Raw genomic sequence first — 22,586 nt, forward strand, 5'->3', positions numbered from 1 at the left:
TCGATAAAAAGGGACTAAACCTGATTTATTTGGGTTTTGTCTCATCAATATGAAATATAGGAATTGAACCTGACCTAAATCGAGGTTTGATTCAAAATATCAATAGAAAGGAACAAAGGTGTTCAGGGAATTGAACACGGGCTACGGGCTGTGCCAAAAAGATAGTTTTTTCTAGGACGCAAGCGTCCGTCGTCAAAACTCCTATTTTGGCTGTGTCCGTTTGACGCCCTTTGTATCTTGAATTATGAACAATACTGAATTTTATGATCGTCTGGGGGTGTCAAAAAACGCTTCGGCAGACGAGATCAAAAAGGCTTATCGTAAGCTTTCGAAAAAATATCACCCAGATATCAATAAGGAGCCTGGTGCTGAGGAAAAGTACAAGGAAGTTCAGGAAGCCTATGAGACTTTGAGTGACGACCAAAAACGTGCGGCCTATGACCAATATGGTGCTGCGGGTGCCAATGGTGGTTTTGGTGGTGCTGGCGGTTTCGGCGGCTTTGACGGGGCAGGTGGCTTCGGTGGCTTTGAGGATATTTTCTCAAGTTTCTTTGGCGGTGGTGGTGCTTCGCGCAATCCAAATGCTCCTCGTCAGGGGGATGATCTCCAGTATCGTGTCAATTTGACCTTTGAAGAAGCTATTTTTGGAGCTGAAAAAGAAGTCAAATATAACCGTGAAGCAAGCTGTAGTACATGTAATGGCTCAGGTGCTAAGCCAGGAACAAGTCCAGTCACTTGTGGACGCTGTCATGGCGCTGGTGTCATTAACGTCGATACGCAGACTCCGCTTGGTATGATGCGTCGCCAAGTAACCTGTGATGTCTGTCATGGTCGCGGAAAAGAAATCAAAGATCCATGTACAACTTGTCACGGAACAGGGCATGAAAAACAAGCCCATAGTGTACATGTCAAAATCCCTGCTGGTGTGGAAACAGGTCAACAAATTCGCCTAGCTGGTCAAGGTGAAGCTGGCTTTAATGGTGGACCTTATGGTGACTTGTATGTAGTGGTTTCTGTGGAAGCCAGCGACAAGTTTGAACGTGAAGGAACTACTATCTTCTACAATCTCAACCTCAACTTTGTCCAAGCGGCTCTTGGTGATACAGTAGATATCCCAACTGTTCACGGTGATGTTGAATTGGTTATCCCAGAGGGGACTCAGACTGGTAAGAAATTCCGTCTACGTGGCAAGGGAGCTCCGAGCCTTCGTGGCGGTGCAGTTGGTGACCAATACGTTACCGTTAATGTCGTAACACCGACAGGCTTGAACGACCGCCAAAAAGCAGCATTGAAAGAATTCGCAGCTGCTGGTGATTTGAAAGTCAATCCAAAGAAAAAGGGCTTCTTTGACCATATTAAAGATGCCTTTGAAGGAGAATAAAGTAAAAAGAGCCGTCGGGCTCTTTTTACTTATCTTCAGTTTCCTGTGTTTCTTTGATAACAGCTAGTCTAGTCTGGATATCCTTTTCCAAGACCTTAAACTTGTAAGTCAGGTCTTCTTGATATTCCTTGATGAGTTCTTTTTGCTGGTCGATGATTTGGAGGCTGTTTTGGATAATATCCACATCATCCTTGATAGCTTGAACGCGGTCAGTGGTATTCAAGACTTCATCTGTGATGGTTTGGCGATTTTTTGTGACCAGATAACTTCCAGCTGCAGCTCCTGCAAATAGCAGTAGATTGGATAATTTCATGGCAACTCCTTAGGCGTTTTTGATAGTTTCAGCGACTTGAGCAAGTTTGTCAAAGTCTGGTTCGTGGGCGATAAAATCAATCTTGAGATCATCGTCCGCACTGTAGCGAGGCACGAGGTGAACGTGGGTATGAAAGACGGTTTGACCAGCGACTTCTTCACAGTTGGCAATGATATTCATACCAGCAGCCTTGGTAGCTTTCATGACTTTTTGAGCTACTTTTGGTACTTGGGCAAAGAGTTGGCTGGCGCTAGAAGCGTCCATTTCCAAAAGATTGCGATAGTGTTCTTTGGGTACGACCAAGGTGTGTCCTGGTGTCACTTGAGAGATATCAAGAAAGGCAAGAACCTGTTCATCTTCGTATACTTTTGAAGCAGGAATTTCCCCTGCAATGATTTTACAAAAAATGCAATCTGACATAAAATCTACCTCTACTGTATTGAATTTTGATATAATATAGCTACATTATACCAGATTTGGAGAAAATATGTTAGAAATTAAAAACCTGACAGGTGGCTATGTTCATGTCCCTGTCTTGAAAGATGTGTCCTTTACTGTTGAAAGTGGGCAGTTGGTCGGTTTGATCGGTCTCAATGGTGCTGGGAAATCGACGACGATCAATGAGATTATCGGTCTGTTGACACCTTATAGTGGTTCTATCAATATCAATGGCTTGACACTGCAAGAAGATGCAACGAGCTACCGCAAGCAGATTGGCTACATTCCTGAGACGCCTAGTCTGTATGAGGAATTGACCCTCAGAGAACATATCGAAACGGTTGCTATGGCGTATGGTATTGAGCAAAAAGTGGCTTTTGAGCGAGTGGAACCTTTGTTGAAAATGTTCCGTCTAGATCAGAAATTAGACTGGTTTCCTGTTCATTTTTCAAAAGGGATGAAGCAGAAGGTCATGATTATCTGTGCTTTTGTGGTGGATCCGAGTCTTTTTATCGTGGATGAGCCTTTCCTTGGTCTTGACCCGCTGGCTATTGCGGACTTGATTCAGCTTTTGGAAGTGGAAAAGCAAAAAGGCAAGTCTATTCTCATGAGTACCCACGTGCTGGATTCGGCGGAGAAGATGTGTGATGCCTTTGTCATTCTTCACAAGGGAGAGGTGCGTGCTAAGGGAAATCTCCTGCAACTGCGCGAATCCTTTGACATGCCTGAGGCTAGTTTGAATGATATTTACTTGGCTCTGACCAAAGAGGAGGAGCTATGAAAGACTTGTTTTTAAAGAGAAAGCAGGCTTTTCGTAAGGAGTGTCTTGGTTATCTGCGCTATGTTCTCAATGACCACTTTGTCTTGTTCCTGCTTGTTCTGCTGGGATTTTTAGCCTACCAGTACAGTCAACTCTTGCAACATTTTCCTGAAAATCATTGGCCTATCCTTTTATTTGTAGGAATTACGTCTGTTTTACTTTTTCTCTGGGGTGGAATTGCCACTTATATGGAGGCTCCAGACAAGCTCTTTCTCTTAGTTGGAGAAGAGGAAATCAAGCTCCATCTCAAGCGTCAAACTGGCATTTCCCTAGTCTTTTGGCTCTTTGTCCAAACCCTTTTCTTGCTTTTATTTGCGCCTTTATTTTTAGCCATGGGTTATGGCTTGCCAGTTTTTCTGGTCTATGTGCTTTTATTTGGGGTAGGAAAATATTTCCTCTTTCGTCAAAAGGCCAGCAAATTTTTTACAGAAACTGGACTGGACTGGGACTATGTCATTTCCCAAGAAAGCAAGCGTAAGCAAGTTTTGCTTCGTTTCTTTGCCCTCTTTACGCAGGTAAAGGGAATTTCAAACAGCGTCAAGCGTCGTGCCTATCTGGACTTTATCCTAAAGGCTGTTCAGAAGGTTCCTGGGAAGATTTGGCAAAATCTCTATCTGCGTTCTTATCTGCGAAATGGAGACCTCTTTGCCCTCAGTCTCCGTCTTCTCTTGCTTTCCATACTGGCGCAGGTCTTTATCGAGCAAGCTTGGATTGCGACAGCAGTGGTGGTTCTCTTTAACTATCTCTTGCTCTTCCAGTTGCTGGCCCTCTATCATGCCTTTGACTACCAGTATTTGACCCAACTCTTTCCACTGGACAAGGGGCAAAAAGAAAAAGGCTTGCAGGCGGTAGTCCGAGGATTGACCAGTTTGGTCTTAGTAGTGGAATTAGTTGTTGGGTTGATCACCTTCCAAGAAAAACTAGCCCTTCTAGCCTTACTGGGAGCTGGTTTGGTTTTACTAGTCTTGTACCTACCTTATCAGGTCAAACGTCAGATGCAGGACTAACATTGCCTATATGACACTAAAAAAGAAGTTGAGTTCAGTTTGTCTCAGCTTCTTTTATTTCTACAGGATAATGGTTGGTCCGTAGAGACTCAACTTGGTCTTGACTTGGTCAAAGTGGAAGCGGTCATAGGCCCGCCAAGCGTCGCGAGTAGGAGCATCTGGATTGAGGGCGCTGAGTCCCATGAGGAGACTGGAAGTCTGGTAAAATTTTTCCAGTTCAATCAAGACTCGATTATCCACTGTTTCAGCCTTGGCTAGAAAGCCAAGAATAGAGTTTAATTGCTCCTGAAAGCGGACGTCGTCAGCGCTTGCCTGTTTACATGCTTGGTAGGCTTTGTTTAAGTCAGTAATCAAAGCCTGAGCTCTTTTGATAGGGTCTGCATCTGTCATGAAAATTCCTCCTTTAATCTGGGTGCTAGTCTTGATTCTAGCAATTGTATTTTGATACTGTCAGTTTATCACATTTATCTCCTTTTTTATCTACAAATCTTTAATTGTTATTGAAATTTCCTGAATGGTACTGTTAAGATTTTATGATAAAATAGTGATAAGATTATCATGCTTATTTGAGGAACAAGACACATTTCAGGAGCGTTAAAGGCCTGTTTAAGATTTGGTGGGCTTGTGTCAGAGTATTTTTGCTATTCTCTTTTTAGGAAGAAATCGAAACAAGGAGAGTAAGAAGATGAGAATATTTGTTTTAGAAGATGATTTTTCCCAACAGACTAGGATTGAAACGACGATTGAGAAACTCTTGAAAGAACATCATATCACTCCCAGCTCTTTTGCGGTCTTTGGCAAGCCAGACCAACTGCTGGCAGAGGTGCATGAGAAGGGGGCGCATCAACTATTCTTTTTGGATATTGAGATTCGAAATGAGGAGATGAAAGGTCTAGAGGTGGCTAGAAAGATTCGGGATCGGGATCCTTATGCCCTGATTGTCTTTGTGACGACTCACTCGGAGTTTATGCCCCTGTCCTTTCGCTACCAAGTGTCTGCTTTGGACTATATTGATAAGGCTTTGTCAGCAGAGGAGTTTGAATCTCGGATCGAGACAGCCCTCCTCTATGCCAATAGTCAAGATAGTAAGAGTCTGGCGGAAGATTGCTTTTACTTTAAATCAAAATTTGCCCAATTCCAGTATCCTTTTAAAGAGGTTTACTATCTCGAAACGTCGCCCAGAGCCCATCGTGTTATTCTCTATACCAAGACAGACAGGCTGGAATTTACAGCGAGTTTAGAGGAGGTTTTCAAGCAGGAGCCCCGTCTCTTGCAGTGCCATCGCTCTTTTCTCATCAATCCTGCCAATGTGGTTCGTTTGGATAAGAAAGAAAAACTTCTTTACTTTCCCAATGGTGGAAGCTGTATGATAGCGCGTTATAAGGTCAGGGAAGTATCTGAGGCTATCAATAACTTGCATTGAGTTAGGAGAACTTATGTATAATATTTGGGTTATATTGTATACACTTGTTACTCAGGGACTAGAAATTGTCATTTTCTTTAAGGTGGATGGAATTGGTCTCACTTTTGAGAGAATTTTTAAGGCTTTTCTTTTTAAGATACTATTGGCCTTTGTTTTTGTAATGATTAGCTATATAGTAGGAAATCATTACCTATCTTATTTTATGGAACCCTTGTACGGTATAGGCTTGTCTTTCTTATTGTTAAGAGGGCTTCCTAAAAAACTCCTTTTCTTTTATGGTCTCTTTCCAATGATATTGGTGAATCTCTTTTATAGAGGTATTTCTTATTTTGTACTTCCATTTTTGGGACAAGGGCAAGTATATAATGACTACTCATTTACTGGGTTATGTATAATAATTTTCAATTTCTTCATTTCTCTAGCCTTTTTGAAATGGTTAGACTATGATTTCACTAATTTGAGAAAGGAGATTCTAGATAAAGGTTTTCAAAAGTCTCTGACTACGATTAACTGGATAATGGGGGCTTACTATCTAGTCATGGAAAATCTATCTTTCTTTGAATATGAACAAGGTATTCAATCAACGACTGTTCGCCATCTCATCCTAGTGTTTTACCTACTCTTTTTTATGGGGGTTATCAAGAAGCTGGATACCTACTTGAAGGACAAACTTCATGAGAGATTGGACCAAGAGCAGGCCTTGCGCTACAGAGATATGGAACGCTATAGTCGGCATATAGAGGAACTTTACAAGGAAGTACGGAGCTTTCGCCATGACTACACCAACCTCTTGACCAGTTTACGTCTGGGCATTGAAGAGGAGGATATGGAGCAGATAAAAGAGGTCTACGACTCCGTCTTAAAGGATTCTAGTGAAAAATTGCAGGACAATAAATATGACCTTGGACGATTGGTGAATATTCGTGATAAAGCCCTCAAAAGTCTTCTAGCAGGAAAATTTCTAAAAGCCAGAGATAAGAACATTGTCTTTAATGTCGAAGTTCCAGAGGAGATTCAGGTAGAGGGGATGAGCCTACTTGATTTTCTAACCATTGTGTCTATCCTTTGTGACAATGCTATTGAAGCCAGTGCAGAGGCCAGTCAACCTCACGTTTCAATCGCCTTTTTAAAAAATGGAGCACAGGAGACCTTTATCATTGAAAACTCCATCAAAGAAGAGGGCATCGATATTTCTGAAATTTTCTCCTTTGGAGCCAGTTCTAAAGGGGAGGAGAGAGGAGTTGGTCTCTATACCGTTATGAAAATTGTGGAAAGCCATCCTAATACCAGTCTAAATACCACCTGTCAAAATCAAGTCTTTCGTCAGGTTTTAACAGTTCACTCGATGTCAGTCGATGATTAGAAGATTTGTGGAAAGAAGTACCGCCTGTAGTCATCAATTAAAATACTATAGTATGTGAGGTATATTAAATGAATAAGAAATCATTTTTTATCATCTGTTCTACGTTGATTATAGCATCGAATCTTCTCATGATTTCCGTGGTGAATAAGGGAGAAGAAACGGGGAGTAATCTGTTTGTGATTGCTATAGCCTGTGTTATGTTACCATCCTTTTTATATGCGGTTGAGAACCGAATGGCTTCTTTAATTCGGACAGGGTCAGTAGCTCTACTCTTATTGACAGTATTGTCTTTAGTCCGTCTTGTCAACAGAATAGAGAGGACACCTGAAATTATCAACATTATCATTACCCTCTTGGTTTTGGCAAGTGGGACAGCCTGTATCCTTGTTGCAATCATGAGAATCTATCAGAACAGACGGAAGTAAGGCTGAATAGCTTTCGATGTATTTTCACATTGTTAAATTCCCCTAGTGCAAGTATGTTTTTCATGCTTGCTTTTTTTAATTTTTTACAATTCAAGATGTTTTGATGACCATTTATGATTTGAGTGATCCAAGGATAAAATGAGTGCTATACTAGCAGTGTAAAGGTTGTAGCAGAAAGTGAGATAAAACTCAAGTTAAGGAAGCGGGGGTCTTCGTTCGTGGAAGTAGTAAATTAGAAAAATATTTTATTAAGTAGTTGAAAAAGGGACAAACTATGAAAAAATCGATTTCTATCTTAAAAAAAATAATTACCTGCTTTTTACTTACTTTTGCCATTCAAGTTGTACCATTAACTGTTGTGAGACGTTTTTATGACGGAGTAATGGGAGATGTGTTCAGTGTTGGTTTCTTCCTTCTATCTTTCTTTATATGCTTAACTATTCTTGTATGTCTCATTAAGAGGTGGGGTGATAAGACTACTTTATATTGCTTACCAATCAAGTGGGTAGAATTGAAATGGATTGTTCTTGCTTATCTGGTTAATCTGGTTTTAGTAGTTGGTTTTATATTTTTCACGACCGTTCTTGGAAAAGTCCATGATAATACAAGTTCTTTAAGCTTTTTTCAACATTTGGAAACAAGTGGTTTCTTGTACATAGTTCTATTCTGGTTGTCAACTACTTTCACTCAACCTCTTTTGGAGGAGATACTCTTTAGAGGAATCATTTTAGGAAGTTTAGAAAAATATTCTCCCATAGTTGCTATTATCCTTTCGGCTGTTCTTTTTGGATTTGCTCATGACGGAGAAATGCTCTCTCAACATCTAGTGTCAGGAATTGTATTAGGAATTCTCTATATAAAGCGGAGAAATCTATATTCCTGTGTAGTTGTACATGGTTTGATGAATGCTACTGTCACCTGTCTCTTTTTTCTGGCTACTTAGGTTTTGAACCGATGAGTTTGTGTAGTTTTTCGTCTGATATTATATGAAAGGAGCAAAGAAATGAAAACTTTTCTTGCTAAAAAACGGAACATCTTCCTTGCGAGATTGTTCCTAGGTCAGTTGCCTTTGCTTGTCTCTACTTATTTATTTCTATCTCGTCAGTTTTTAAATTTTTCCTTGGTTTTCCAATTTCTTTTAGTGGTTATTAACTTGGCTTCTATTTTGGTCACTGTTTACCTCACTAGGGAAATGAGGATAAGAGAGTTTGAAGATGATGATTTGGTTAGTCCTAGAACCAATCAACTTATGTTTATTGGTTTGACAGGCTTTATGTCTATTATTTGTTTGTATAGAGGGATTACAGCAGGAGAATTCTATCAACAACTAATTGCCTATATTGGCGCTATTCTCTGCTTGATTATCATGCTTTTGCTCATGTGGGGCTTGAAGTATTATAAAAAGTAGGGGCTAATGAAGTTTTTGTTATGAATACAAAAACGATGTCACAATTTGAAATGATGGATACTGAGATGCTTGCGAAAGTTGAAGGAGGTTTCGGAGGTTGGGGAGATATGATTTCTGGTTTATTGGGTGGGCTAGCACTTTCTCCAACTTTGGACCAATTAAATGGTAAGTGGCCTATTATACATCTTTCAAAACCATGTGGTCCTTATGGTATAGGGGGAACTCCCAACTCATGTAATGGTATTTAAAAAGGATTGAAGCTATGAAGGCAAAATATGGGAATCAAATTGTTGATGTTTGGGAAATTGGTCAAGCAACTCCTAAACCAAGTTGGGTAGAGGAAGCTTTTCAAAAAAATTATATGGTTTGGTTGGATAATCATGTGCGCATTCTAATGGCAGGTCTTAACACTTCTCTCGCAACGAATATCAAGTTTGGTCTAGTTGGAACAGTTGGAGGAGGATTTGCTGGTTATGGGATGTATGTTCTTGGTTATCCAGGTGATTATATAGATATCACCAATCATAGAGTTGTTTCTGCTAAAACATTTCACAAAAGTTATCAAATTTTAGAAAATGATTAGATATCATTTAATTGTAATGGAGAAAGCTATGAAAAAACATCCTATTCTTTTCAAAGCGAGTGCAATTCTTTCTTATTTGTTTCTGTTTTTCGGACTGTTTTGGACAACCCGATTTTGGAGCAACTATTGGGAGTTCTCGTCTTGGGTAGGAAATCTTATCTGGATTCGAAACATCATCAGCCTTCTCTTTATCAGCTTGATGGTTTGGATTTTGGTCAGGTCGGGCCATGCTTATCTCTTTTGTATCCCTAGGAAAAAGTGGTTGAGCTATTCTGTTCTGACGGTGTTAGCCGCTGTTGTACTTATCTGCTTTAACTATCTGACAGCTAAACACGTTCAGGGGACAAACGAAGGTTGGAATTTGTTTATTGCCTATAGTGAGACCAATTTTGCGGAGTTTGGTGTTTACCTAACTTTAATCGTACTAGGGCCTCTGATGGAAGAATTGGTATGTAGAGGCCTGCTTCAACATGCCTTCTTTAAGAATTCGAGATGGGGGCTGGATCTTCTCTTTCCGTCATTCTTATTTGCCTTGCCCCACTTTTCTAGCTTGCCAAGTCTCGCAGATATTTTTGTCTATACGGCAGTGGGTTGTCTATTTGCCTGTCTAACACGTTATACGAAGAGTATCTATCCTTCTTATTCGATTCATATTGTTAATAATATCATCGCAAACTTACCATTTTTGCTCACTTTTCTACATAGAGTCTTGGGGTAAAAAAACAAAAGGTTTGCTTTTCAGCCATAGAGGAGGTCATCATGTATAAACACTTATTTTTCCTAGATTCAAAAACCTTAGACTGGTTGACACCCTATATTCTAGTCTTGGCTTCTGACACCATTGCCTTTAATGTTTTTGTGCTAACCTTTGTATCTGTTGTGATTTTTTATTTTCTGAATCCCATGCTAGCTTTTATGGCTATATTCATAGGGGCTGGCTATGTGGTCGGATTTTGGTTGCTAAAATGGTTTGTTTTGGAAAGGCTAGAGTTAAAGGATGAGTTGTAGGGGAGTTTGTTGAGGAGGATAGTTTTATGGAGTTTTTTGATAAATTTCATGCCTTGTGTTTTGGATTTTTAGTACTACTAATCGTCATTACAGTTCCTTATACGATTAACCACGGGGATTTTTTTCAAAATGAATCTGAATTGATTATTGTAAGTCTTCTTGTAACCTCGCTGAGTGTTACTTATGCTAGAAAGTTTGAAATGATTTCTTTTGGGATGTTAAGGAAGAAAGACATTTTGCTTTTCATTACAATCTTTCTTCTAAGTGTGCTTGAGACGCTGGTTTATATTCATTTCTTCGCTATTTCTTCTGGCGCAGGAGTTCAACATTTGGCGGAAGTCAGCAGAGGAATTTCTCTGTCTTTGATTTTGACTTCCTCAGTTTTTGGACCCATCCAGGAGGAACTCATTTTTAGAGGACTTCTTCAAGGTGCGGTTTTTGACAACTCTTGGTTAGGGCTTGTACTAACTTCCTCTCTCTTTTCTTTCATGCATGGACCTTCTAATGTCCCTTCGTTTATTTTTTATCTACTTGGGGGCTTGTTGCTGGGCTTTGCTTATAAAAAGAGCCAAAACCTATGGGTTTCTACTCTAGTTCACATGTTTTACAATGCTTGGCCACTCTTATATTATTTATAAAAATCATGAAAAGGTAAGCAGAAGACGGTGCTTGCCTTTTTCTTTCTATAATGATACCCAAGCCAATCCAGAGGCTTTTCTTTGAGAATCAGGTCTGGAGCGGTTGACGAATAGGCCAAAAACTAGTAGAATAGTAAGGAAACTTTATACGGAGGAAAGAAATGGATTTGGGTGATAATGAGCTAACACTGACTCCCATACCTGGGAAAAGTGGCAAGGCTTATATGGGTAGCTATCCTGATGGGAAGCGTATCTTTGTAAAAATGAACACCTCTCCAATCCTACCTGGACTAGCTAGAGAACAAATTGCTCCACAATTATTATGGAGTCGCCGTTTGGCAGATGGGCGTGATATGTGTGCTCAAGAATGGTTGACAGGCAAGATATTGACCCCCTATGATATGAATCGTAAGCAAATCGTCAATATTTTAACCCGCCTGCATCGCTCACGTCCGTTGATGACACAGTTGAGTCGTTTGGGATATGCCATGGAAACACCTGTAGATTTACTACAGTCTTGGCAGGAAACGGCTCCAGATGCTTTGCGTAAAAATCATTTTATCAGTGAAGTGATGGCTGATTTACGTCAGACTATTCCAGGATTTAGAGAGGACCATGCGACCATTGTCCATGGAGATGTACGACATAGTAATTGGATTGAGACAGATAGTGGCTTGATTTATTTGGTAGATTGGGATTCGGTTCGCTTGACCGACCGCATGTTTGATGTGGCCCATATGCTCTGCCATTATATTCCAGAGCATCAGTGGAAGGAATGGTTGACCTACTACGGTTACAAGTACAATCAGACGGTATTAAATAAATTGTATTGGTACGGTCAATTGTCTTACTTGAGCCAGATTTCCAAGTATTATATGAACCAAGATTTAGAAAATGTCAATCGGGAGATTCATGGCCTGCGTCACTTCCGAGACAAGTATGGAAAGAGAAGATGAGAGTTAGAAATCGTAAAGGGGCGACAGAATTACTAGAGGCAAATCCCCAGTATGTAGTCCTCAATCCCTTAGAAGCCAAGGGGAAATGGCGGGACTTGTTTGGCAATGATAATCCCATTCATGTGGAAGTTGGAAGTGGAAAGGGTGCCTTTGTTTCAGGTATGGCCAAACAAAATCCGGACATCAATTATATCGGGATTGATATTCAAAAGTCTGTTTTGAGCTACGCTTTGGACAAGGTGCTTGAAGTTGGAGTGCCTAACATTAAGCTCTTGTGGGTAGATGGTTCTGACTTGACTGACTACTTTGAAGACGGTGAGATTAATCGCTTGTATCTGAACTTTTCAGATCCATGGCCTAAAAAACGCCATGAAAAGCGTCGTTTGACTTACAAGACCTTCTTGGATACCTTCAAGCGTATCTTGCCTGAAAATGGAGAAATTCATTTCAAGACGGATAACCGTGGCTTGTTTGAGTACAGCCTAGTGAGCTTTTCTCAGTATGGCATGAAGCTCAATGGTGTTTGGCTTGATTTACATGCCAGTGATTTTGAAGGCAATGTCATGACAGAATACGAGCAAAAATTCTCCAACAAGGGGCAAGTTATCTACCGAGTTGAGGCTCAGTTTTAATCTAAAGAGATTTCAAAAAAACTGTTTCGCATTCAAAAAGATAAACAAATCATATATTCCAAGGATTTAGTTCTGTATTGCTCAGAATTAGGTCCTTTTAGTTTAATTTTCAAACAGGTAGTTTTTGCTAAGTGTGTATTTGCGGCCGGATAAGTGGTATAATGAAAAGGTTATGAGAAATAGTATAAATCCTCTTACATTCTATCTGTTCTTTATCCTTGTCATAGGTGGTTTAATTTTTTCAGATTATCAACAACATAGACAAGTAGGGGTGCAGGCAGAAAAAGAGGTACAAGTAGAAAAAACTGAGACAACTATTGAAACCAGTGAAGTTGAGGAAAATAAGGTTATCGAAGACAGATTAGCCACGATGACCTTGGAAGAGAAAGTGGGACAATTATTTTGGGCCAGAGTTCCTTCTGATCATCAGATAGAAGATCTCCAATCCTATCATTTGTCTGGTTATATCTTATTTGGAAGAGATTTTGAGGGACGAAGCATAGAGGATATAAAGGCTTTGACAAAGGGCTACCAAGCTGCTGCAAAGATTCCTTTATTGATTGGTTCAGATGAAGAAGGGGGGCCAGTGACTCGTATCAGTTCGATTTTAGAAACTCCTTTCCAATCTCCTATGACACTTTATCAGCAAGGGGGAATGGAGGCGGTGATTTCTGATACGAAGCAAAAGGCAGAACTACTAAAATCTGTTGGGATCAATGCTGGACTTTTCCCGGTTGCAGATCTTGCAAGGGATCAATCTGCTTTTATCTATGATCGAACGATTGGACAAGATGCCCCAACAACTGCAAGCTATGTTCAGGAGGTCGTAGAAGAACTTAAAAAGAGTAAGGTTGGGTCAACCTTGAAACATTTTCCAGGATATGGCGATAATGGAGATAGTCATACCGCTATTATCCAAGACAACCGTTCTCTGGATGAATTAAGACAAGCCGATTTTCTTCCTTTTCAAGCTGGGATAGATGCAGGGGCGGATAGTGTCTTAGTCTCTCACAATATCCTATCTAAAATCGATACAGTGCCGTCATCCATCTCCCCAAAAATCACGGATCTTCTTCGAAATGAATTGCATTTCAAAGGTGTCATTATGACGGATGATTTTGATATGGCAGGCATAGCCGATTTTGTCAGTCAAGACGAAGCTGCTTTTCAAGTGATTGTAGCTGGAAATGACCTGATTCTAGGGTCATCCTATCAAACCCAGATCCCTTATCTATTAAAGAAAATTTCCTCTGGAGAGTTGACAGAAGAACGTATTGATGAGTCTGTCAGACGTATTTTAACTTGGAAATACGACTTGGGCTTATTAGAAGAGGCGCAGTAAAAGAAAAGTGTAGTCTTGTAAGTTCAGACAAAAAGCTTCAAGGTCAAATCCTTGCAGGTTAGCTTGATTTGTGTTATACTTGTAACAAGAATATGAAAAGTGAGGCGGGGAAATATCTTCGCCTCTTGCTTATGAGGAGGTGGACGCAATCGCAACAATCGTAGAATTAGTCAGAGAAGTTGTAGAACCTGTCATTCAATCACCTTTCGAACTCGTGGATATCGAGTATGGAAAGATTGGCAGTGACATGATTCTCAGTATTTTTGTAGATAAACCTGAAGGAATTACCTTGAACGACACGGCAGACTTGACAGAAATTATCAGTCCTGTCCTAGACACCATCAAGCCAGATCCCTTCCCAGAACAATATTTCCTAGAAATCACCAGTCCAGGCTTGGAACGTCCTTTGAAAACCAAGGATGCCGTCGCTGGAGCGGTTGGGAAATACATCCATGTCGGGCTCTACCAAGCCATCGATAAGCAAAAGGTCTTTGAAGGAACCTTGTTGGCTTTCGAAGAGGACGAGTTGACCATGGAATATATGGACAAGACGCGTAAGAAAACTGTCCAAATTCCATACAGTTTAGTATCAAAAGCACGTTTAGCAGTTAAATTATAGAAAAAGAAAGGATAGCTTTTGAGGATTCAAAAGTGAAGAAAACATGAGTAAAGAAATGCTAGAGGCCTTCCGCATTTTGGAAGAAGACAAGGGAATCAAAAAAGAAGATATCATCGACGCAGTAGTAGAGTCGCTTCGTTCCGCTTATCGCAGACGCTATGGTCAATCAGACAGCGTAGCTATTGACTTTAACGAAAAAACAGGTGACTTTACAGTTTATACTGTCCGTGAAGTTGTTGATGAAGTATTTGATAGCCGTTTGGAAATCAGCTTGAAAGATGCTCTTGCCATTAATTCAGCCTATGAACTTGGAGATAAGATCAAGTTTGAAGAAGCACCTGCTGAGTTTGGTCGTGTAGCAGCCCAATCTGCCAAACAAACCATCATGGAAAAAATGCGCAAGCAAACACGTGCCATCACTTACAATACTTACAAAGAACATGAGCAAGAAATCATGTCTGGTACAGTAGAACGCTTTGACAACCGCTTCATCTATGTCAACCTTGGCAGCATCGAAGCCCAATTGTCAAAACAAGACCAAATTCCTGGAGAAGTTTTTGCTTCTCATGATCGTATTGAAGTGTATGTCTACAAGGTTGAAGACAACCCTCGCGGTGTCAACGTCTTTGTTAGCCGTAGCCATCCAGAAATGATCAAACGCTTGATGGAGCAAGAAATTCCAGAAGTTTATGATGGAACTGTTGAAATCATGAGCGTGGCTCGTGAAGCTGGTGACCGTACTAAGGTTGCAGTTCGCAGTCATAATCCAAACGTAGATGCTATCGGTACAATCGTTGGACGTGGTGGGGCTAATATCAAGAAGATTACTAGCAAATTCCACCCAGCTCGCTACGATGCCAAGAGCGACCGTATGGTGCCAATCGAAGAAAATATCGACGTTATCGAGTGGGTAGCAGATCCAGCTGAATTTATCTACAATGCCATTGCCCCTGCTGAAGTTGACCAAGTTATCTTTGACGAAAACGACAGCAAACGTGCCTTGGTGGTTGTTCCTGATAACAAGCTTTCTCTTGCCATTGGTCGTCGTGGACAAAACGTTCGCTTGGCAGCTCACTTGACTGGTTACCGTATCGATATCAAGTCTGCTAGCGAATTTGAAGCCATGGAAGAAGCTGGTTCGGTAGATTTGGAAGCAGAAAACGATACTGTTGAAGAGTAAAAGCTGCTAGAGGAGGGAAAGATGAAAACGAGAAAAATCCCTTTGCGCAAGTCTGTTGTGTCCAATGAAGTGATTGATAAGCGTGATTTGCTCCGCATTGTCAAAAATAAGGAAGGACAAGTCTTTATCGATCCGACAGGCAAGGCCAATGGCCGCGGCGCTTATATCAAGCTAGACAATGCAGAAGCCTTAGAGGCGAAAAAGAAGAAGGTCTTTAACCGCAGCTTTAACATGGAAGTGGATGAAAACTTTTATGACGAGTTGATCGCTTATGTGGATCACAAAGTGAAAAGAAGAGAGTTAGGACTTGAATAAGCAAAAGATAAGTAATCTCTTGGGACTCGCTCAGCGAGCAGGGCGGATCATATCGGGTGAAGAGTTGGTCGTCAAGGCCATTCAAGACGGCAAGGCCAAGTTGGTCTTTCTAGCCCATGATGCTGGACCCAATCTAACCAAGAAGATTCAAGATAAAAGTCATTATTATCAAGTAGAAATTGTAACCGTGTTTTCAACACTGGAATTAAGCATAGCAGTCGGAAAATCGAGAAAGGTTTTGGCTGTAACAGATGCTGGATTTACAAAGAAAATGAGGTCTCTTATGGAATAGAAGAGGAGGACATGATTTGTCTAAGAAAAGATTGTACGAAATCGCAAAAGAACTTGGAAAAGAAAGTAAAGAAGTTGTAGCGCGTGCAAAAGAGTTGGGCTTGGATGTGAAAAGCCACTCATCAAGTGTGGAAGAAGCTGTCGCTGCAAAAATCGCTGCCAGCTTTAAGCCTGCAGCTGCTCCGAAAGCAGAAGCAAAACCTGCAGCACCAAAAGCAAGTGCAGAAAAGAAAGCCGAAAAATCTGAACCAGCTAAACCAGCTGTAGTTAAGGAAGAGGCAAAACCTGCTGAGCAAGTTGCTCCGAAGACAGAAAAAGTAGCAGCTAAGCCGCAAAGCCGTAATTTCAAGGCTGAGCGTGAAGCCCGTGCCAAAGAGCAGGCAGAACGACGCAAGCAAAATAAGGGCAATAACCGTGACCAACAACAAAACGGAAACCGTCAGAAAAATGACGGCCGTAATGGTGGTAAACCTGGTCAAGGCAACCGCGACAATCGTCGCTTTAATGACCAAGCTAAGAAACAGCAAGGTCAGCAAAATCGTGGAAATGAGCGCCGTCAACAAGAGGACAAACGTCCAAATCAAGCGGCTCCACGTATTGACTTTAAAGCCCGTGCAGCAGCCCTCAAAGCAGAGCAAAATGCAGAGTACGCCCGTTCAAGTGAGGAACGTTTCAAACAGACTCAGGCTGCCAAAGAAGCCTTAGCCCAAGCTAACAAACGCAAGGAGCCAGAGGAAATCTTTGAAGAAGTGGCTAAGTTAGCTGAACAAGCGCAACAAGCACAGCAAGTTCAAGCAGTGGTTGAAGTCGTCCCTGAGAAAAAAGAACCTGCAGTGGATACACGTCGTAAGAAGCAAGCCCGACCAGACAAAGAACGCGATGATTACGATCGCGAAGAAGATGGTCCTAGAAAACAACAAAAGAATCGAAGTAGTCAAAATCAAGTGAGAAATCAAAAGAATAGTAACTGGAATAATAACAAGAAGAACAAAAAAGGCAATAACAAGAACAACCGTAATCAGGCTCCAAAACCTGTTACAGAACGTAAATTCCATGAATTGCCAACAGAATTTGAATATACAGATGGTATGACCGTTGCGGAAATCGCAAAACGTATCAAACGTGAACCAGCTGAAATCGTTAAGAAACTTTTCATGATGGGTGTCATGGCCACACAAAACCAATCCTTGGATGGGGAAACAATTGAACTCCTCATGGTGGATTATGGTATCGAAGCCAAACAAAAAGTTGAAGTGGATAATGCCGACATCGAACGTTTCTTTGTCGAAGATGGTTATCTCAATGAAGATGAATTGGTTGAGCGTCCACCAGTTGTAACTATCATGGGACACGTTGACCATGGTAAAACAACACTCTTAGATACCCTTCGTAACTCTCGTGTTGCGACAGGTGAAGCAGGTGGTATCACTCAGCATATCGGTGCCTACCAAATTGTGGAAAATGGTAAGAAGATTACCTTCCTTGATACACCAGGACACGCGGCCTTTACATCTATGCGTGCGCGTGGTGCATCTGTTACCGATATTACTATCTTGGTCGTAGCGGCAGATGACGGGGTTATGCCTCAGACTATCGAAGCCATCAACCACTCAAAAGCGGCCAACGTTCCAATCATCGTAGCCATTAACAAGATTGATAAACCAGGTGCCAACCCAGAACGCGTTATCGGTGAATTGGCAGAACATGGGGTTATGTCAACTGCTTGGGGTGGAGATTCTGAATTTGTTGAAATCTCAGCTAAATTCAATCAAAACATCGAAGAATTGTTGGAAACAGTCCTTCTTGTGGCTGAAATCCAAGAGCTTAAGGCAGACCCAACAGTTCGTGCGATCGGTACAGTTATCGAAGCACGCTTGGATAAAGGAAAAGGTGCGGTCGCAACCCTTCTTGTTCAACAAGGTACCTTGAATGTTCAAGACCCAATCGTTGTCGGAAATACCTTCGGGCGTGTCCGTGCTATGACCAATGACCTTGGTCGTCGTGTTAAAGTTGCTGGACCATCAACACCAGTTTCTATTACAGGTTTGAATGAAGCGCCAATGGCGGGTGACCACTTTGCTGTTTACGAGGATGAAAAATCTGCGCGTGCAGCAGGTGAAGAGCGTGCCAAACGTGCCCTTATGAAACAACGTCAAGCTACCCAACGTGTCAGCCTTGAAAACCTCTTTGATACGCTTAAAGCTGGTGAACTCAAATCAGTTAATGTTATCATCAAGGCCGACGTACAAGGTTCTGTTGAAGCCCTTTCTGCCTCACTTCAAAAGATCGACGTAGAAGGTGTCAAAGTTACCATCGTCCACTCGGCAGTTGGTGCAATTAATGAATCTGACGTGACCCTTGCCGAGGCTTCAAATGCCTTTATCGTTGGTTTCAACGTACGCCCTACACCACAAGCACGTCAACAAGCAGAAGCTGACGATGTTGAAATCCGTCTCCACAGCATTATCTATAAGGTTATCGAAGAGATGGAAGAAGCTATGAAAGGGATGCTTGATCCAGAATTCGAAGAAAAAGTTATCGGTGAAGCAGTTATTCGTGAAACCTTCAAGGTGTCTAAAGTGGGAACTATCGGTGGATTCATGGTTATCAACGGTAAGGTTACCCGTGACTCTAAAGTCCGTGTTATCCGTGACGGTGTCGTTATCTATGATGGTGAACTTGCAAGCTTGAAACACTACAAAGACGACGTCAAAGAAGTTACAAACGGTCGTGAAGGTGGATTGATGATCGATGGCTACAATGACATCAAGACTGATGATGTGATTGAGGCTTATGTTATGGAAGAAATCAAACGTTAAGATAAGATTTTTGCTCCTTTCTTAGCTGGTGAGGGACGCAAGCAAACCGATGGTTTCATTGCTTATTTTTGAAGCCTAGGGTCTCAAAAATCCCCTGTGATGGGACTGATAAATCAGTTCCATCACTTTCACCACAGCGAAAGAAGCGGATGATTTCAAATTGAACTTCGTTTCAATTTGAAATGAGAATCAATAGGTTTAAAAATAGCTAGGTCTGCTGGCCTAGCTTTTGGTTCAAAGTAGAGAAAGGAATATCATGGCAAATCATTTCCGTACGGATCGTGTGGGCATGGAAATCAAGCGTGAAGTCAATGAGATTTTGCAAAAGAAAGTCCGTGATCCGCGTGTCCAAGGCGTGACCATCACAGATGTTCAGATGCTGGGGGACTTGTCTGTTGCCAAGGTTTACTACACCATTTTGAGTAACCTTGCTTCAGATAATCAAAAAGCCCAAATCGGTCTTGAAAAAGCAACTGGTACTATCAAACGTGAACTTGGTCGCAATTTGAAATTGTACAAAATCCCAGATTTGACCTTCGTCAAAGATGAATCTATCGAATATGGAAACAAGATTGACGAAATGCTACGCAATCTGGATAAGAACTAAGAAGAGGGGCAACCCTCTTTTTTAGTGGGGAAATGGCTACAAAACATACTGAGGAATCTTTCTATACTTAAAAATTATTAAAAAGCTTTATAAAATTTAGCTTGTATGATATTATAGGAAATGAAAAGAGTGAGATAAAACGATTTTTCAGTAATAGCCAGCAAGACTGGTATCGTTAATATTTTGAGACTGTAGTTAAACGAGGGAAGATAAGATGGGACTCATAAAAATTCTAGCTAAAACTTACGGGAATTACTTTTTAACCATGCAAGGTGTAAAAGTGATGAAAACGATAAAGAAAGATGATAATGTCGTTGTCGGTCTAGGGAAACTCTTTATTGCAGACAAGTTAATGGATACGGCTCGGTGGCTCATTAAGCCAGAGGAGAGAGAATGAAATTTTTTTTGGGTCTTCTTGCCATTATTTTTATCAAACCAATTTTTGGGATTGTGAAATTCTTTTGGATGATCATCTCTTTTGCAGTCCAATTGCTGTTATACAAGCTATTATTTAAAATATTGGATTGGTTCTTTAAACTTATTTAGTCCGTAATCCAAGTCGCAGAGAACTAGCAAGTCTTGTACTGCTAGTTTTTTAATCTCTTTCCATATGGTATAATATAAGCAGTAAAATCATTTTAGAATATTCAATGGAGGTCGTCATGGACAATATCATCGATGTGTCAATTCCTGTTGCAGAAGTGGTGGATAAGCATCCAGAAGTCTTGGAAATCCTAGTGGAGCTTGGTTTTAAACCACTTGCTAATTCCTTGATGCGCAACACAGTCGGTCGCAAAGTATCGCTCAAACAGGGTTCTAAGCTTGAAGGAACTCCTATGGACAAGATTGTCCGCACACTAGAAGCGAACGGCTATGAAGTGATTGGATTAGACTAATGGCAGATGAACGGATTCATATCCTACGGGATATTTTGTTAGAATTGCATAATGGCGCCTCTCCTGAATCAGTTCAGGAGCGCTTTGATGCGACCTTTACAGGTGTTTCGGCCATCGAGATTTCTCTTATGGAGCACGAGCTGATGAACTCAGACTCAGGTGTCACCTTTGAAGATGTTATGGAACTCTGTGATGTCCATGCCAATCTTTTTAAAAATGCTGTTAAGGGTGTCGAAGTTGCAGATACTGAGCATCCAGGCCACCCCGTTCGGGTCTTCAAGGAAGAAAATCTGGCTCTCCGTGCAGCTTTAATTCGCATTCGGAGGTTGTTAGATACCTATGAGTCTATGGAAGACGAGGAAATGCTTTCGGAGATGCGTAAGGGTTTGATCCGTCAGATGGGACTTGTGGGTCAATTTGATATCCATTACCAACGTAAGGAAGAACTCTTCTTTCCTATCATGGAGCGCTATGGACACGATTCACCTCCAAAAGTTATGTGGGGAGTGGATGACCAGATTAGGGAACTATTTCAAACAGCTTTAGCGACAGCCAAGTCATTGCCAGAAGTGTCGATTTCCACTGTAAAGGAAGCTTTTGAATCTTTTGCGACAGAGTTTGAAAGTATGATTTTCAAGGAAGAGTCCATCCTTCTCATGATTCTCCTTGAATCCTTTACTCAGGATGACTGGCTTCAGATTGCGGAGGAGAGTGACGCCTATGGTTATGCCATCATTCGTCCGTCTGAAAAATGGGTGCCAGAAAGACAGAGTTTTGTTGAGGAAAAGATTGCAGAGGAGACTGTACAGTTAGATACGGCAGAAGGCCAGGTTCAACAAGTCATAGATACACCAGAAGGCCAGTTCACCATTACCTTTACCCCTAAGGAAAAGGGAGCAGTGCTGGACCGTCATAGTCAACAGGCTTTTGGCAATGGCTATCTCTCGGTCGAGCAGGCCAATCTCATCCTCAATCACCTCCCTATGGAGATTACTTTTGTCAATAAAGACGATATTTTCCAGTATTACAATGACAATACGCCAGCTGATGAGATGATTTTCAAACGAACACCGTCTCAAGTTGGGCGCAATGTCGAACTCTGCCATCCGCCTAAGTACTTGGATAAGGTCAAGACCATCATGAAGGGACTTCGTGAGGGAATCAAGGACAAGTATGAAATGTGGTTCAAGTCTGAGTCGCGAGGTAAATTTGTCCACATCACTTACGCAGCAGTGCACGATGAAGAGGGAGAATTCCAAGGTGTGTTGGAATACGTTCAGGATATCCAGCCCTACCGTGAGATTGACACGGACTATTTCCGTGGATTAGAATAAGGAGAAAAAATGAGTTACGAACAAGAATTTATGAAGGAATTTGAAGCCTGGGTCAATACCCAGATTATGATTAACGACATGGCGCACAAGGAAAGCCAAAAAGTCTATGAAGAAGACCAAGATGAGCGTGCCAAAGATGCCATGATTCGATACGAAAGTCGCTTGGATGCTTATCAGTTCTTGCTTGGTAAGTTTGAAAACTTCAAGGCAGGCAAGGGATTCCATGATTTGCCAGATGGCTTGTTTGGTGAGCGAAATTATTAAACGAGAAAGATTCTTGATTTTTTACTAAAATCTTGATAGAATATTTATATTAAATCCTTGTCAGAGCAGGGATTTTTTATTGAAAGGATTTTATCATGTCAAAGAAACTCAATCGTAAAAAACAATTACGAAATAGCCTCCGTCGTGCAGGTGCCTTTTCAAATACTGTGACTAAGGTTGTAGAAGAGACAAAAAAAGTCGTAAAACGTGCAGAACAGTCAGCAAGCCAAGCTGGTAAGGCTGTTTCTAAAAAAGTTGAACAAGCAGTAGAAGCTACCAAAGAGCAAGCTCAAAAAGTAGCCAATTCTGTAGAAGATTTTGCAGCAAACTTGGGTGGACTTCCACTTGACCGTGCCAAAACTTTCTATGATGAAGGAATTAAGTCTGCTTCAGATTTCAAAAACTGGACTGAAAAAGAACTCCTTGCCTTGAAAGGAATCGGCCCAGCTACCATCAAGAAATTGAAAGAAAACGGCATCAAGTTCAAGTAATATTTCTTGTGCCTTGCATTTCCGTCAAAATCT

At 41.1% G+C, this 22,586-nt stretch carries 30 protein-coding genes; 27 read left to right on the forward strand and 3 right to left on the reverse strand.

Features of this window, described 5'->3' with window-relative positions; all coding sequences use genetic code 11:
- Positions 1-244: 244 nt before the first annotated feature.
- Entirely contained in the window at positions 245-1,381 is a 1,137-nt protein-coding gene (gene dnaJ / locus OCF96_RS07125; RefSeq protein WP_001066308.1) for a molecular chaperone DnaJ, read from the forward strand.
- Between the two features lie 25 nt (positions 1,382-1,406).
- Here dnaJ and OCF96_RS07130 read toward each other — a convergent pair whose 3' ends face one another.
- Together OCF96_RS07130 and OCF96_RS07135 are read right to left on the reverse strand one after the other, a co-directional pair.
- Positions 1,407-1,694 (reverse strand): hypothetical protein, encoded by a 288-nt coding sequence (locus tag OCF96_RS07130; protein WP_049487998.1) that lies wholly within the window; start codon positions 1,692-1,694, stop codon positions 1,407-1,409.
- Between the two features lie 9 nt (positions 1,695-1,703).
- Positions 1,704-2,114, reverse strand: coding sequence for an HIT family protein (locus tag OCF96_RS07135; RefSeq protein ID WP_049487995.1), 411 nt, complete (start codon positions 2,112-2,114; stop codon positions 1,704-1,706).
- 67 nt (positions 2,115-2,181) lie between these two features.
- Between OCF96_RS07135 and OCF96_RS07140 the strand changes: the two genes are divergently transcribed.
- On the forward strand, positions 2,182-2,913 hold the full coding sequence (locus tag OCF96_RS07140; protein ID WP_261446800.1) for an ABC transporter ATP-binding protein: 732 nt from the start codon (positions 2,182-2,184) through the stop codon (positions 2,911-2,913).
- Complete coding sequence (locus OCF96_RS07145; protein WP_261446801.1) at positions 2,910-3,959, forward strand: ABC transporter permease; 1,050 nt, start codon at positions 2,910-2,912, stop codon at positions 3,957-3,959. Before OCF96_RS07140 ends, OCF96_RS07145 begins: the two co-directional genes overlap by 4 nt.
- A 60-nt stretch (positions 3,960-4,019) precedes the next feature.
- Here OCF96_RS07145 and OCF96_RS07150 read toward each other — a convergent pair whose 3' ends face one another.
- Positions 4,020-4,349 (reverse strand): helicase BlpT, encoded by a 330-nt coding sequence (locus tag OCF96_RS07150; RefSeq protein ID WP_261446802.1) that lies wholly within the window; start codon positions 4,347-4,349, stop codon positions 4,020-4,022.
- Between the two features lie 295 nt (positions 4,350-4,644).
- Here OCF96_RS07150 and OCF96_RS07155 point away from each other — a divergent pair, with 295 nt between their 5' ends.
- The 24 genes from OCF96_RS07155 (at position 4,645) to OCF96_RS07270 (ending at position 22,553) form a co-directional block, all read left to right on the forward strand.
- A complete protein-coding gene (locus tag OCF96_RS07155; protein ID WP_261446803.1) occupies positions 4,645-5,382 on the forward strand; it encodes a response regulator transcription factor in 738 nt (245 codons plus the stop codon).
- A gap of 13 nt (positions 5,383-5,395) precedes the next feature.
- Complete coding sequence (locus tag OCF96_RS07160) at positions 5,396-6,745, forward strand: sensor histidine kinase (RefSeq protein WP_261446804.1); 1,350 nt, start codon at positions 5,396-5,398, stop codon at positions 6,743-6,745.
- Between the two features lie 233 nt (positions 6,746-6,978).
- Positions 6,979-7,170 (forward strand): hypothetical protein, encoded by a 192-nt coding sequence (locus OCF96_RS10260; protein ID WP_419991739.1) that lies wholly within the window; start codon positions 6,979-6,981, stop codon positions 7,168-7,170.
- A gap of 274 nt (positions 7,171-7,444) precedes the next feature.
- Entirely contained in the window at positions 7,445-8,113 is a 669-nt protein-coding gene (locus OCF96_RS07170; RefSeq protein WP_261446806.1) for a CPBP family intramembrane glutamic endopeptidase, read from the forward strand.
- 60 nt (positions 8,114-8,173) lie between these two features.
- Complete coding sequence (locus tag OCF96_RS07175; RefSeq protein ID WP_261150472.1) at positions 8,174-8,578, forward strand: immunity protein; 405 nt, start codon at positions 8,174-8,176, stop codon at positions 8,576-8,578.
- 20 nt (positions 8,579-8,598) lie between these two features.
- Positions 8,599-8,826 carry a Blp family class II bacteriocin gene (locus OCF96_RS07180; protein WP_261446807.1) on the forward strand — a complete coding sequence of 76 codons (228 nt, stop codon included), beginning with the start codon at positions 8,599-8,601 and terminating at the stop codon, positions 8,824-8,826.
- 14 nt (positions 8,827-8,840) lie between these two features.
- Positions 8,841-9,161 carry a hypothetical protein gene (locus OCF96_RS07185; protein ID WP_000645118.1) on the forward strand — a complete coding sequence of 107 codons (321 nt, stop codon included), beginning with the start codon at positions 8,841-8,843 and terminating at the stop codon, positions 9,159-9,161.
- A 28-nt stretch (positions 9,162-9,189) separates the two neighbouring features.
- Complete coding sequence (locus OCF96_RS07190) at positions 9,190-9,879, forward strand: CPBP family intramembrane glutamic endopeptidase (protein WP_261446808.1); 690 nt, start codon at positions 9,190-9,192, stop codon at positions 9,877-9,879.
- Between the two features lie 41 nt (positions 9,880-9,920).
- Positions 9,921-10,169, forward strand: a complete 249-nt coding sequence (gene blpZ / locus OCF96_RS07195; RefSeq protein WP_261446809.1) for an immunity protein BlpZ — start codon at positions 9,921-9,923, stop codon at positions 10,167-10,169.
- Positions 10,170-10,195: 26 nt separating this feature from the next.
- Positions 10,196-10,807 carry a CPBP family intramembrane glutamic endopeptidase gene (locus OCF96_RS07200; protein ID WP_261446810.1) on the forward strand — a complete coding sequence of 204 codons (612 nt, stop codon included), beginning with the start codon at positions 10,196-10,198 and terminating at the stop codon, positions 10,805-10,807.
- Between the two features lie 161 nt (positions 10,808-10,968).
- Complete coding sequence (gene ccrZ, locus OCF96_RS07205) at positions 10,969-11,763, forward strand: cell cycle regulator CcrZ (protein WP_000362999.1); 795 nt, start codon at positions 10,969-10,971, stop codon at positions 11,761-11,763.
- Complete coding sequence (trmB, locus tag OCF96_RS07210) at positions 11,760-12,395, forward strand: tRNA (guanosine(46)-N7)-methyltransferase TrmB (RefSeq protein WP_153224279.1); 636 nt, start codon at positions 11,760-11,762, stop codon at positions 12,393-12,395. Before ccrZ ends, trmB begins: the two co-directional genes overlap by 4 nt.
- Before the next feature lie 172 nt (positions 12,396-12,567).
- A complete protein-coding gene (locus OCF96_RS07215) occupies positions 12,568-13,737 on the forward strand; it encodes a glycoside hydrolase family 3 protein (RefSeq protein ID WP_261446811.1) in 1,170 nt (389 codons plus the stop codon).
- Positions 13,738-13,876: 139 nt separating this feature from the next.
- A complete protein-coding gene (rimP, locus tag OCF96_RS07220) occupies positions 13,877-14,356 on the forward strand; it encodes a ribosome maturation factor RimP (protein ID WP_055386898.1) in 480 nt (159 codons plus the stop codon).
- A gap of 43 nt (positions 14,357-14,399) precedes the next feature.
- The gene (gene nusA / locus OCF96_RS07225; RefSeq protein ID WP_000032285.1) at positions 14,400-15,536 is read left to right on the forward strand and encodes a transcription termination factor NusA; all 1,137 of its coding nucleotides are present in this window, start codon (positions 14,400-14,402) and stop codon (positions 15,534-15,536) included.
- Positions 15,537-15,557: 21 nt separating this feature from the next.
- A complete protein-coding gene (rnpM, locus tag OCF96_RS07230) occupies positions 15,558-15,851 on the forward strand; it encodes an RNase P modulator RnpM (RefSeq protein ID WP_261047396.1) in 294 nt (97 codons plus the stop codon).
- Positions 15,844-16,143, forward strand: coding sequence for a YlxQ-related RNA-binding protein (locus OCF96_RS07235; protein WP_001041390.1), 300 nt, complete (start codon positions 15,844-15,846; stop codon positions 16,141-16,143). The genes rnpM and OCF96_RS07235 overlap by 8 nt, the downstream gene beginning before the upstream one ends.
- Before the next feature lie 16 nt (positions 16,144-16,159).
- A complete protein-coding gene (infB, locus tag OCF96_RS07240) occupies positions 16,160-18,961 on the forward strand; it encodes a translation initiation factor IF-2 (protein ID WP_261446812.1) in 2,802 nt (933 codons plus the stop codon).
- Between the two features lie 256 nt (positions 18,962-19,217).
- Positions 19,218-19,568 (forward strand): 30S ribosome-binding factor RbfA, encoded by a 351-nt coding sequence (gene rbfA / locus OCF96_RS07245; protein WP_001273601.1) that lies wholly within the window; start codon positions 19,218-19,220, stop codon positions 19,566-19,568.
- A 214-nt stretch (positions 19,569-19,782) separates the two neighbouring features.
- The gene (locus tag OCF96_RS07250; RefSeq protein WP_000522924.1) at positions 19,783-19,965 is read left to right on the forward strand and encodes a hypothetical protein; all 183 of its coding nucleotides are present in this window, start codon (positions 19,783-19,785) and stop codon (positions 19,963-19,965) included.
- A gap of 265 nt (positions 19,966-20,230) precedes the next feature.
- Positions 20,231-20,464 carry a DUF1858 domain-containing protein gene (locus OCF96_RS07255; protein WP_261446813.1) on the forward strand — a complete coding sequence of 78 codons (234 nt, stop codon included), beginning with the start codon at positions 20,231-20,233 and terminating at the stop codon, positions 20,462-20,464.
- Complete coding sequence (locus OCF96_RS07260; protein ID WP_261446814.1) at positions 20,464-21,798, forward strand: DUF438 domain-containing protein; 1,335 nt, start codon at positions 20,464-20,466, stop codon at positions 21,796-21,798. The genes OCF96_RS07255 and OCF96_RS07260 overlap by 1 nt, the downstream gene beginning before the upstream one ends.
- Positions 21,799-21,807: 9 nt before the next feature.
- Positions 21,808-22,062: a DUF1912 family protein gene (locus tag OCF96_RS07265; RefSeq protein WP_000119706.1), complete on the forward strand. Its 255-nt coding sequence runs from the start codon at positions 21,808-21,810 to the stop codon at positions 22,060-22,062.
- Between the two features lie 95 nt (positions 22,063-22,157).
- A complete protein-coding gene (locus OCF96_RS07270; protein ID WP_049515944.1) occupies positions 22,158-22,553 on the forward strand; it encodes a helix-hairpin-helix domain-containing protein in 396 nt (131 codons plus the stop codon).
- Positions 22,554-22,586 lie beyond the last annotated feature (33 nt).

It is taken from the genome of Streptococcus mitis (assembly GCF_946190065.1).
GTDB classification, from domain to species: domain Bacteria; phylum Bacillota; class Bacilli; order Lactobacillales; family Streptococcaceae; genus Streptococcus; species Streptococcus mitis_DE.